Raw genomic sequence first — 11,347 nt, forward strand, 5'->3', positions numbered from 1 at the left:
TACCCTGCCCGGTCTGAGCCTGGCGGGTATCGAGTTCTACGAAGGCGTAATAAAAAGTGATGATACTGAGCGCGATGTGCGCCAGTTTGTGCAGCGAGCTGCCGCGCTGGCGAAAGCGCTGACCAGACAACAGCTGCTTAAATACCAGCAACCGCTGATAAGCGGCGCAGGCTCAGTCTGGTATGACATTGTTGCCACTGAGCTTAACAAAGCTACCTTACCCGATACTATGCGTATCGTGCTTCGCCCGGGCTGTTATATCAGCCATGACAAAGGCATATACGAACAGGCGCAGCAACAGGTGATGTCGCGCAGTCATCTTGCCTGTCGTCTGGGTGACAGTCTATCCAGTGCGCTAGAGTTGGCGACTTATGTGCAGTCTCTGCCGGAACCGGGCCTGGCGGTGCTCGGCTTTGGTAAACGTGACGCGGCCTTTGACGCAGGCTTGCCACAAGCGATTGCGGTTTACCGCGATGGTAAGTTGCTAAGCGACAAGCCTGAGGGCTGCGAGACGATAAAAGTAATGGATCAACATGCGTTCTGGCGCTACAGCGGCACTATCCAGCCCCATATTGGCGATATTGTCCTGCTCAGCACATCTCATCCATGCCTGACCTTTGATAAATGGCGCAGCTTATGGCTGGTAGACGACAACTACAACCTGTTGCAGACCGTTGATACTTTTTTTTAACTCAGTAACATGCCGCGTTCGAATACAGGCGCAGACAGCTCGGCCGGATTGCTAACGCAAAGCCGGTGTGCCTGTTCTTCACCCTGAACCTGTTTCACATACTCAAATGCCTGTCCCAGTTTCGGTGGCCGGCGTTTAACCGAATGGGTATCACTGGCAATGATGTGATACACCCCCTGTTTTAACCAATGCCGGGCCAGCGCCATAACGTCCGGCCCCATATCACCGTCAAGCGCACCAGCCGTTAACTGAAACAAACAACCGGCTTTAATAAACGGTTTAATTTGTTCAGGTGCAGCCAGTAAATCGCGGTTGCGCTCCGGATGCGCCAACATAACGCTGATATTTTTCCGGCCAAGCCAGGCCAGTAACTTATCACTACCCGGTGGAATATGGCTGTGCGGCAGCTCGAGCAACACGACATTCCGTCCCTGATATTGCCCGATAAATGGTAGCTTGCCCTGTTCAACCAGCGGCAGCATTTCACTGCTGATACGCACTTCAGCGGCAGCTGCAACGTTAACGTCAATATGTTGCTCACTGGCAGCCTGACGCAACCGGGCCAGAGCGTCGTTGATGTCGGCAGCATTGTTGTCGTAACGGCCCGGGTTAATGTGAGGGGTGGCCAGCATATGACTGATGCCCTGCTCTGCAGCAAGACGCAGCAACTGCAGCGACTCAGCCATGTCACGGCTACCGTCGTCTATTCCCGGTAAAATATGATTATGCAGGTCAAACATCATAATATGTTGCCTTCAGCCGCCGTAGTTACCATAGTAAGGCTCCGTTTTGTCGCTTTTAACCTGATTCAGTATCACGCCATACATTCTGGCATGAGCCTGATGCAGCTGGCCTAACGTATGCTTGATCACCGGAATGCGTGTGCGCTCGGCTTTAACCACCAGCACAACAGCATCTGCCAACGGTGCCAGTAGCAGAGGGTCGCTTACCGCCTGCACCGGCGCCGTGTCTATGATGATTTTGTCATACTGGCCTTTTAACTGCTGCAACAGGCTTTGCATGCCGGAACCGGCCAAAAGTTCCATCGGATTCAGCGGCACTGCACCGGCAGGCATCACATCGACACCATCCTGTACATCTTTGACGATACACTCCTCCAGTGTGGCAGTCTTAGCCAGCACATTAGCAAGACCAGGCTGATAGCTTGGCAGTTTGCAACGGGCGCCTACGGCTGGTTTACGCAGGTCAGCGTCAATCAGCAAGACCCGCTCAAGCGCGGCATAAGCAAATGCCAGATTCATACTGACTGTCGTTTTACCCTCTTGCGGCTGAGATGAGGTTACCTCAATCACCTGCAGCGGTTTATCCAGTGCCATTAAGGACATCGCTGTACGAATATTGCGCACTGCCTCACTGTAGCGCCGCTGCTTAGGATCAAAATAGGCCAGACTGCGCAGTTGCTCATTTTTCTTTTTCTTGCTCCTGGGTAAATAACCCAACGCACATTGCGCCAACTCCAGCTCCGCATCAGCGGTATTTTTAATCGTATCGTTGAAGGCATCCTGCAACAGCGCCAGCACTGTGCCAAGCAGTAAGGTTGTGACGAATGTCAGCATGACGATCATCTTTTTATTTGGTTTCACCGGCTCAGATGGCAGCACTGCCCTGTCGGTAAAGCGGGCGATTGGCGCATCGAAATCGCCGGTGACCTCGGTCTCTTTTTGCCGGGCAAAAAAGCTTTCAAACAACAGCTGATTGGTTTCAACTTCACGCTGCAACCTGCGATAGTCAGTCTCAACCGAGCCCAGGCTGGAGAACGCGGTTTTACTACGATCAAACTGTTGCTCCAACGCGGCCAGTCGGCGCTCAGCACTTTGTGCTTCTTTTTCAATCCCTTCAATCAGCCTGTCGATCTGCTGACGTAAGCTGTTGTTTACCGTCAGTAACTCAGCCTGAACCGCAATCATTTTTGGGTGTTTAGGCCCATAGACTTTGCTCAGCTCCGAGAACTTGCGTTCTACCGCCATAACCTCTCGCTTTACATTTTGTACTGACGGGTGAGACGTTATTTCAGGCAAGCTTTCCAGCCCGGCGATATCATGCTGATCAAACTGCCTGACCAGGGCAAGAAAACCCTCAGCTTTGGTTTTCTTTGACCGTGCATCGGTAAGCTCTTCGTTCAGACGCTCAAGCTCTCTGGCATCTAATGCTGTAACACCCTCAACGTCGACCAGATTATGCTCAGCACGAAACGCTTCGAGCCTGGCTTCTGATTGCTCCAAACGCTCGCGCAGCTCACCCAGCCGGCCGCCCAGCCAACTGTTCGCCTTTTGCGTAATGCCTAAGCGGGCATCGAGCTGACTGGCGATATAAGCATCACCGATGGCATTGGCAACAGATTGGGCCAAACGTGGATCAGAAGATTGAAAGCTAAGATTAACTAACTGCGTTTTGCGTACCGGGCTTACCTGAATGCTACGGCTAAAACCATCCAACCGGCGTTTTCGCGTCAGCGCACTGCTCAATTCACTGTCAGTGATGGTCTCTTTTTTTATACCAAGTTGTGTTTTGACAAAGTTCATCGCCTGGCGATACAGCGTTGGTTTACTCTGCAACGCCGGATGACCGGCCAGACTCAGCTCGTCATACACCCGCTCAGCAATAGAGCGTGATTTTAAAATTTCAAACTGGGTAAGGTAATACTCTTCCTGAGAAGAGTTGAAGCCATACACCTCTTCAATTTTTATTGCTCTGGCAGCCTGAGCCTCTATCAATAAGGTTGCTGTAGAGCGGTAAATCGGCGTCATGTTCTGTGCAATCAGTGCGGCGCAAATTGCGCTGACGACGGCGAGCAAAATAATGCGCCATTTGTAGCGGCCTATCGCTGCAAAAAGTTTTGTCAGGTCAACCAGTTGTTCACCTGACGCCAACGGAGTGTGGGTAGAGTTTACGGCCATAATCAGAAAAATCTCTGTTCAATAGTGATGGTATCACCCGCCAGTATGCGGCTGTTCAGGTTGCCATTTTCATGCTGATTCTTTTGGCCTTCACGGGAGATAAGGATCTTGTCACGCGATGCCCGTTCGGTCAGACCTCCTGCCAGTGCAATCGCCTGGTTCACTGTCATGCCAGGCTGATAGGGGTAACCGCCCGGAAGTTTAACTTCACCATGGATATAGAATGGACGGTATTCCACCATGCCGACAAAAACATTCGGTTCTACCAGATAATCGCCTTTAAGGCCCTGATAAATGACATCTTCAACCTGCTTGATACTCATACCAGTGAGCTGTAACTCACCCAGAAACGGGTAATTTATGGTGCCGCTGTCTGTCAGTCTGGTTTGCAATTCCAGATCTTCCTGACCATATACCTTAATGATGACGACATCCCCTGGCCCCAGCAGATATTGCTGCTGGGCTTTACTTTGCCAGGCAAGCAAGCATAACAATATGGCGATTACGTATTTCGTCATAGTGATCCTTATAACGCTAATTGCAGATTGATAAAGACTTCATTTTTATCAAAGCGGATGTTGTCTAACGTCGAATCGTTGCGGTGCAACACCACCCCGGCGCCGAGCAGTAGCTTTGGCATTACAGAGTAATGACCACTGAACTGATATCGCATTAGCGTGTCGCTGCGGTCAAAACCAGTGTAGTCATCCTCTACCCGCTTGATACCGGTGCGGGTACTGAACAAAGGCTGCCATTGATGAGTCCAGAACAGGCTGTAGTGGGTTTCTTTGACAAAGTCACCTTGTGTATCCGGCTCTTTTGATTGACGCCCGGTGCTTAAGTTGAAACGCGAATAACTCAGTGGCGCCCACTGTAACGTCATGTCCCAGGCGACGCCCGAAAAGTCCTGTCGTAACGGATTATCAAATTTACGGTTCTGGTACCCTATCCGCAGCTCAGCCGCCGTCAGTTCAGTCGGTTGCCAGCGCCCGCCAATGCGGTAGTTTGTGGTATCGCTGTCCCGGCTGCCGGTGACATCTGTCAGATCATAACGGGTGTACACCTGGTTAATTTCTGCCAGTAAATGCGTACTGGCGCCGGTGTTATAAAACAGTTCTGTACCGACCTTAGTACTGTCGTAATTCCTGAACTGCGTCAGCTCTTCATAATTCTGATACTGTTTATCATAGTAAGCGGCGAATAAACGCAACTGCGCCCGTCCGCTTTGCGTACCATATTCATAGGCGCCACTCAGGCGAAAATTACGCAGCTCTGCCGGTTCAGACAACTGATTTCCCTGACCTTCAGTGATGCCAGTGCCACGGGCTTCGTGGGCGCCGGCATAGCTTGCCGATACGTCTAAGCGATGACGGCTTGATAGCTCTAGCAACGCTGACGTCTGAGCCTGCCAATCGAGATAATTATCATCGTTACTGCTTAAGTAACTGCCTGATACCAGTTTAACCAGCGCCCGGTACTGATTGGGGCCTGACAATAACTGCGCACTGAGCTCGGGTGTCAGTACTGATATCCAGCTGCTTTGTTCGTTATCCGCTGTGTTAGCAATATTGTCATCATGACGCATTTCAAAATCCAGCTGCGGGGTAAAATCAACTCCCGAAGCGGTTTTAATCGGCGTTGTCGTCAACTGTTGAGCTGACAGCGGTACACTATTGAGAAATAGTAATGCCAGCAGCGGCTGGCATACTCCAGAGCGTTTAGACATTAACACATCCTGTTAGTAGGCATTTTTATCAACAAAGCCTTTGAATACTGTTTTAAATACGATGCTGACATCAAACAGCAGCGACCAGTTACGGATATAGTCCAGATCATATTTCACCCGCATTTCCATTTTTTCCAGCGTATCCGTTTCACCGCGCCAGCCATTTATCTGCGCCCAACCGGTAATGCCAGGCCTGACTTTATGCCGCAACATGTAAAATGCCACTTGTTTGCGGTACTCTTCATTATGCGCAACGGCATGTGGCCTCGGGCCTACCACGGACATCTCACCAAGTAACACATTAAAAAACTGCGGTAACTCGTCCAGTGACGTCCTGCGTAAAAAAGCGCCTACCGGTGTAATACGACTGTCGTTACGTTTGGCCTGTATTACCGCACCGCCGTTTTCCATCACTTTCATCGAGCGAAACTTATAAACACCGATTTTTTTGCCATCCAGACCATATCTGTCCTGACGAAATAACACAGGCCCGCTTGACGTAAGCTTAACAGCCAAGGCAATCAGAATTAAAAGTGGTGAAATCAGTAACAGCACGGTGCTGCTAAACAATAAGTCAAAACTACGTTTATAGAAGCTCTGAAAACCGAACATTGGCGATTCAAATACACTGAGCGTATCTATGTTGCCAATATTACCAATGCGGGCGTGCATCAGGTTTTTCAGCAGAAATTCCGGTACCATCAATACATCAACGGTGGTGTCTCCCAGCCGGCTGATAATGTCTGCAATCCGCTTTTCCGCCATCATCGGCAGGCAGATGTACAGTTTGGCAATTTTGCCGCGCCGCGCCATTTTCACCGCAGCTTCAACATCACCTAGCAGATGTTCGGTTGGTAAGTCATCAAGCCGTTCTGGTGCACGGTCATCAAAAAAACCTATGCAATTAAAACCTAACTCTATGTGCTGCGCTATCTCTTCACGCAGTGCTACCCCTGAAGGGGTAAGCCCGATAATCGCTACCTGCTGCAAGCTCAAACCACGCTTACGACGCCAGGTTTTGATTGCCCTGGCAGCTAAGCGCCACAGAATCAACACAGACAAGCCGGCAACATAGGATGTCCCCAGCACCAGACGGGAAAATGTTTCGGCTTCTTTTAACAGGAACAAGCCTGCGACGATCAGTAAGAACGACACCGTATGAATAACGGCGACATGCATCAGCATGCGTGAGAACCTGCCCGCGCGCCAGGAACGGTACAACTGCACCGATTCCGCCAGGTAAGAGTAGATGGCCAGAGAAGCACTTAGCAACAGCAGGTATTCTTTGTCAAAAGGCACCTGGTACACATACAAGCAGCTAAGAAATACGGCTACCAGAATCATCAGATCGATTAACCGGTATACTACTGATGAGCCCGAATGCTCATAACGGAATATTGAGTTAGTCATGGTTTCTGCTCCGCATTAGTTCAGCTTCACAGAATATGTTGGGTGCCGGGCCGGACTGCAGCCTTGCACACCACGGATATTCTGCATCGCTACTAAACTACTGCGATAGCAACAACAGTGACAAACGAACATTTATAACCTGTTGGGTTATAATTTTTCACTCGTAATTAATACTTTATTAAACATTTGATTCACATTTTGTTCAGCTTGGCGTGCTATAGCGTCAACTGACAACAGCACGCTGACGGAACTGATTGTCTTCGACAAACAGTAAAATAGTCATTATCAGCGCTGCACTTAGCATAATGGTTTTACCCGATATCCCCGTGCCGGAACTCCATGCAATAAACGCATATAGCCACGGGAAGATCACCAAGGGTGACAATCGCTGATATAGCTGGCAAAGATTCAGATAAAGGGCATACAGCAGAAAGCCGGATAACAGTGCGCCATACGTCAGTATCAGCGCTATCCAGCCAATTTCAATACCATAGCGCGAACCATACAGCAGTACCTTCGCCGACAAACTGCGGTCAACATCACCAAGTAGTAAGTTCAGCAGCGGTGTATCAAGCATAATTTCAATGGCAATCAGCCGGGTTGACGCACTGCCGTTATCATCTTCCATTCTGCTAAGTACAGGATCCAGAAAACCTGTCAGATAGGCCGCATACGACAGCAATGGCAGCAACAGCAGCGAACACAGCAAATATAGCAGTGCATGGCGCGACATGGCCCGGCGCTGCAGACTTTGCGCACCTTTGATAATAAGCATCAACATCACTACGATCAGAAACGCCAGAATAGCGCCCCGCCCGCCAAACAGTGGCAACGCAGCTAACAACATCGCTGCGGTTAAGCTTTCCCCCAATGACACTCTGGCAAACAAAAAGCGCGCGCAAAAACACACCAGAAAGAACCCACTTAGCATAGTACTGGTCAGTGGATGTCCCATCAGCCCGGCAGAACGCACCTGCCCCCAGTGTGATGTGTCGATAACTTCACCACTGCTGATATCAGTCAGGACCAGCGGTGCAATCAGGCCACCGGTTAAATATTCGTATACGCCAACCGCCGCATTCGCAAACAGCAGCAGTAGCAATAACTGTTTAAGCTGTGCTAAACGTTTCAGGCTTTGTGCTTTTAACAGTAAGACAAAAAGGGCTGCACTAACATAACTGACGATGGCCGATGACAATGGCCGGCCAAGCAGAATGTCCTGCAACAACAGACACGCAGCTGCTGTAAGCAAAAACAAATGGCTGCGTAGCAACGTTAGTGAATATAATTGCTGTATGCCGTTACGGTACATTGCCCACGCCATGATACTTAACAGCAACAGGTAGCTCGAAGGGTGGATTTTTTGTAGCGGGCTGCCACCGGGAGAGTCATAAGAAATACCAAACAGGTACAACACATTGCCCGATAAACTGAACAAGGCGATTATCGCCAGCGCCAATACCAGTAAACTGAGCTGCGGAGCAGGCATTAGCATATTACGCTGAAAACTATCTGGCATATTAACCCGCAGAATGACGAAGCCGTATCAGGCCACTGATATCTTGTCTGAACATCAGCAGCATAAGTGCAGTGTATGACAGCGCGCCAACAAAAATCTTCAGCGCCAGTGCACTGACTGCATCAGCGGCAGATACTTTGTCAACCAGCAGAAACATCACCGTTGCGGCAAGCGCCGTTTTTAATATATTGAGGTACGGCAGACGTACCCTGGAACTTAACACCAGCCACAGTAAAATTCCGCCTATACCGGCAGCCAGCGCTGCGGCAGTGGCCATGGCGCCACCTTGTATACCAAAGTAGTCCACCATGAAAAAGCATAATGCGACTACGGCGGCCGCCATTGCAGTGTCGTAAATAAAAATGCTGGCCGTCTTTTTATGAATAAAGAAGTAATGGTTCAGATAACCGTTTTTAACCGCTTCTATGCCCCCTGCCAGCAATGCCCACGGCATAACCTGTAACGTCGCGTCGACAAAGCGCTGTTCCACCAGCACAGGCACCAAAACCGGCATGATGGCATAGAGACCAAGCAGGCCCGGTAACAACACCACTAACAGCAGCAGCAGGTTATGCTGCAGCTGTGCTACGGCGGCCTGTTGCCCCTGTTCGTGCACCAGTTTAAACAACAATGGCAATGCGGCAGGCGTCACCATCATAGTGATCAGCGACGCAATGCGCAGGCCAAGTCCCACACCTACCGCGTAAAGCCCCGCCTGTTCCAGACTTAAACTCCCGGCAATAAAGTAGCGCGGGTATTGCAGGATAAGCCAGGCACACAGTGCTGCACCTATCATTGGTGAACCATAATGCAGTGCTTGCTTAACCGTTTGATAGTCCGGCCGCCAGCTAAACCTGATGTGCTGACGCTGGTGTGCCAAAAGCGCCGCCAGCATTTCGCCCAGTACATAACCTAACAACGGGTATACCGGATCACTGCCAAACCGATACAACAGCGCTACGCCGATAAAAAGTCCGACAAAGGGCCCGGCGCTGGTCAGGATGGAATAACGCAGGATCTGCTGCTCCAGTGACGCTATCGCAGCATTAAAATTATTACGGGCCCTGAATACCGCATAGAGTGCAACTAATAAACACACCGTTAAGCTGGCGCTGCTATCAACAAACAGCATCAGATTCAGCACGGCAGCTGTTACCATAATCATCGAGGAAACGCCGATGACACAGCGCGATGTTTGCCAGAAACTGCTCAGTTGCTGCTGTTGCTTAAAATGGCCATACTCCCGCATGGCATAATGCATCCACCAGTTTACGAACATCGCCATTGCCAGTTCCTGAAATGCCGTGATGAGGGTGATATAACCAATCAATTTCTCATCAGCAAAATAGGTCCAGAGGATAATCGACAGAAACTGTGATAACGGCGCAAGCACCTGCGATGGCAGATACTTCAGCGTATTAGAAATCAGCATTGCCGTGTTACTCCAATACGCGTGTTAAGCGGCTCAAAACAATAGCGCAGCAACACAACTCTGCGTATACACCACCCAGCCACGACCGAGAAAACAATGCTGCCCAGCAGCACGGCAAATTGTTGCCATAGCATAGCGCTACCTAAGTGGCGGCTGAGTATTTGCTGGAAAAACACGTGAAAAATTAAAATATACAAGCTGTAACGGCCACACAGCGTAAATGCGCTGTTCAGCAGCGGCACCTGGCTTAGCAATAATGCAAATTGCAGCAGCATAAAACAGCCAGGCAAAATAATGGCGGGTAACAGCAGCGCCGGCGTATACAGCCGTAAGTTAAAATCCACCGCGGCATTTAACAGATAAACCAGCAGACAGAACACTGCAGTAAACCCTAGTAGTTGTGTCAGGTTAAACTCTGCCTGCACAAACTGCTGCCGCAGCAGGTAACCCAGCGCAAAATAGCCCAGTGACACCGGTGCAAAATCAGCCCCCCATGGCAGGCCGGTATGCATCAAACCGGAAGCACTGCTAAACAAATGCAACTGCAGACTATTTAACACTATACCGGCGACAACAAGCCACACCACTGTAAACAGGTATTGCTGCCAGCGTTGTAAACGCTGAAATGCTGCGTGACCAATTGTCAGCGCAGCCAGTGAGTATAATAAAAACAAATGTGGCAGGAACCACAAAGGTGTCCAGGCAATGGTCTGGCCGTTACCGTACAACATACCGGAGATATAACTTAGCAAATCACCACCAGACAGCCATTGTTTTATCCCTATGGCCGTCAGTACGAAAAAGTACGGACTTAACAGCACTATGCTTTTTTTCCGGCAGTAATGCAGCCGATTAGCCGCAGGTGTAAAGAACAGCCCGGCCAGCAAAAAGAAAAATGGCATTCTGACCACGCCTAAAGCATCGGCCGCAATATACATGTCAGCCAACGCGCTGTGGCCAAAGGCAACCAGTACAATACTGATTCCCCGCGCCAGCGCAATATGGCTGTAATGAGGCTTCGAACTCAGCCTCGCCTCAACCGGCACTGTAACAGACAAGTTAGTCATTTCCTTGTATTGCCAAAGCCTGAGCGACAGCATGGTAAGCAGGTTTTGCCTGCATCTCGCGATCGAAGGGTAACACCCTGACCTGGCGCTCCTGTCGTCCCTGATAGAATGAATATTTATCACTTAACTGCCAGGTCTGAATAATTTCAATACCGGGTTGTTGCAGCATCTCCTGCAGAAAATCTGAATATACCCCGGCAACTTGCTGATCACGTTCTGCAATATCGTCGGCGAATATCTGATCATTAACATCCAGCTCAGTGATATAAATTGGCAGTCCGCGCTGCCGGATCTGTTCTACCAGTTGTAAAAAGGCCTCCATATCAAGATTGCCCGGCGCCAGATGGCATTGCAACCCTATCGCATCAATGGGTGTGCCCTGTTCCAGCAACTGATCAAGCATCGGCAAAAATGCCGCTCTAAGGCCCCGCCCCCAATGGTCGGCACGCTCCAGCCAGGCTTCATTCAGTACACGTTTAGCAGTTGGATCTGTACGTGCAGTTACATCAAAAGCCCGTTTGATATACCCAGGCCCCATTGCGCGGAACCACGGGCCAGAGCGCAGGCCAAACTCTTTATTGTGT

9 protein-coding genes and 1 pseudogene are annotated in these 11,347 nt (G+C 50.0%); 1 reads left to right on the forward strand and 9 read right to left on the reverse strand.

The window, feature by feature from the left end; genetic code table 11:
• Positions 1-691 (forward strand): annotated as a pseudogene (locus VIN66_RS08350) (hypothetical protein); the annotation flags it as partial.
• Here VIN66_RS08350 and VIN66_RS08355 read toward each other — a convergent pair.
• From VIN66_RS08355 to VIN66_RS08395, 9 genes are all read right to left on the reverse strand, one after another.
• Positions 688-1,434, reverse strand: coding sequence for a tyrosine-protein phosphatase (locus VIN66_RS08355; RefSeq protein WP_331923549.1), 747 nt, complete (start codon positions 1,432-1,434; stop codon positions 688-690). The pseudogene VIN66_RS08350 and the gene VIN66_RS08355 sit on opposite strands and share 4 nt — an antisense overlap.
• Before the next feature lie 12 nt (positions 1,435-1,446).
• On the reverse strand, positions 1,447-3,609 hold the full coding sequence (locus VIN66_RS08360) for a polysaccharide biosynthesis tyrosine autokinase (protein WP_331923550.1): 2,163 nt from the start codon (positions 3,607-3,609) through the stop codon (positions 1,447-1,449).
• Positions 3,610-3,611: 2 nt separating this feature from the next.
• Entirely contained in the window at positions 3,612-4,127 is a 516-nt protein-coding gene (locus VIN66_RS08365) for a polysaccharide biosynthesis/export family protein (protein ID WP_331923551.1), read from the reverse strand.
• Between the two features lie 8 nt (positions 4,128-4,135).
• Entirely contained in the window at positions 4,136-5,335 is a 1,200-nt protein-coding gene (locus VIN66_RS08370; RefSeq protein WP_331923552.1) for an outer membrane beta-barrel protein, read from the reverse strand.
• 12 nt (positions 5,336-5,347) lie between these two features.
• Positions 5,348-6,745: an undecaprenyl-phosphate glucose phosphotransferase gene (locus VIN66_RS08375; RefSeq protein WP_331923553.1), complete on the reverse strand. Its 1,398-nt coding sequence runs from the start codon at positions 6,743-6,745 to the stop codon at positions 5,348-5,350.
• Between the two features lie 223 nt (positions 6,746-6,968).
• Entirely contained in the window at positions 6,969-8,264 is a 1,296-nt protein-coding gene (locus VIN66_RS08380; RefSeq protein WP_331923554.1) for a VpsF family polysaccharide biosynthesis protein, read from the reverse strand.
• Between the two features lies 1 nt (position 8,265).
• Positions 8,266-9,696 (reverse strand): lipopolysaccharide biosynthesis protein, encoded by a 1,431-nt coding sequence (locus tag VIN66_RS08385; RefSeq protein WP_331923555.1) that lies wholly within the window; start codon positions 9,694-9,696, stop codon positions 8,266-8,268.
• Positions 9,690-10,763 (reverse strand): acyltransferase family protein, encoded by a 1,074-nt coding sequence (locus VIN66_RS08390; RefSeq protein WP_331923556.1) that lies wholly within the window; start codon positions 10,761-10,763, stop codon positions 9,690-9,692. The genes VIN66_RS08385 and VIN66_RS08390 overlap by 7 nt, the downstream gene beginning before the upstream one ends.
• A partial coding sequence (locus VIN66_RS08395; RefSeq protein ID WP_331923557.1) for an endo-1,4-beta-xylanase occupies positions 10,756-11,347 on the reverse strand: 592 nt, incomplete at its 5' end. The genes VIN66_RS08390 and VIN66_RS08395, both read right to left, overlap by 8 nt.

Origin of the sequence: Rheinheimera sp., from assembly GCF_036568245.1 — a bacterium.
GTDB lineage: Bacteria > Pseudomonadota > Gammaproteobacteria > Enterobacterales > Alteromonadaceae > Alishewanella.

Bases quoted from the DNA above. Each gene is read 5' to 3' on its own strand.
- VIN66_RS08380 (WP_331923554.1), bottom strand. From the start codon at position 8,264: ATGCCAGATAGTTTTCAGCGTAATATGCTAATGCCTGCTCCGCAGCTC.
- VIN66_RS08360 (WP_331923550.1), bottom strand. From the start codon at position 3,609: ATGGCCGTAAACTCTACCCACACTCCGTTGGCGTCAGGTGAACAACTG.
- VIN66_RS08375 (WP_331923553.1), bottom strand. From the start codon at position 6,745: ATGACTAACTCAATATTCCGTTATGAGCATTCGGGCTCATCAGTAGTA.
- VIN66_RS08370 (WP_331923552.1), bottom strand. From the start codon at position 5,335: ATGTCTAAACGCTCTGGAGTATGCCAGCCGCTGCTGGCATTACTATTT.
- VIN66_RS08365 (WP_331923551.1), bottom strand. From the start codon at position 4,127: ATGACGAAATACGTAATCGCCATATTGTTATGCTTGCTTGCCTGGCAA.
- VIN66_RS08385 (WP_331923555.1), bottom strand. From the start codon at position 9,696: ATGCTGATTTCTAATACGCTGAAGTATCTGCCATCGCAGGTGCTTGCG.
- VIN66_RS08390 (WP_331923556.1), bottom strand. From the start codon at position 10,763: ATGACTAACTTGTCTGTTACAGTGCCGGTTGAGGCGAGGCTGAGTTCG.
- VIN66_RS08355 (WP_331923549.1), bottom strand. From the start codon at position 1,434: ATGATGTTTGACCTGCATAATCATATTTTACCGGGAATAGACGACGGT.